The following is a 262-nucleotide window of genomic DNA, read 5'->3' on the forward strand; positions in this document are numbered from 1 at the left end:
TCGGCACCTATGGCACGCTGCATCTCAACAGCGACGGCAGCTACAGCTATACGCTCGACAATGGCCTGGCCTCGGTGCAGCAGCTTGCCGAAGGCGCCACCGTCACCGACGTCTTCAGCTACACCAATGCCGACAATCACGGCGGCTCTTCGTCCGCCAACCTGACCATCACCATCACCGGCACCAATGACGCGCCGGTGGCGGTGGCCGATGCGGCGGCGGTGAAGGAAGACACCAACACGCTGGCCGATCCCAATCCGGT

At 63.7% G+C, this 262-nt stretch carries 1 protein-coding gene; it reads left to right on the forward strand.

What is annotated here, in order from left to right; genetic code table 11:
- The coding region (locus EN845_RS35205; RefSeq protein ID WP_135931370.1) for a VCBS domain-containing protein at positions 1 to 262 on the forward strand (262 nt) is incomplete at both ends.

Source organism: Mesorhizobium sp. M8A.F.Ca.ET.202.01.1.1, from assembly GCF_004791595.1.
Lineage (GTDB): Bacteria > Pseudomonadota > Alphaproteobacteria > Rhizobiales > Rhizobiaceae > Mesorhizobium.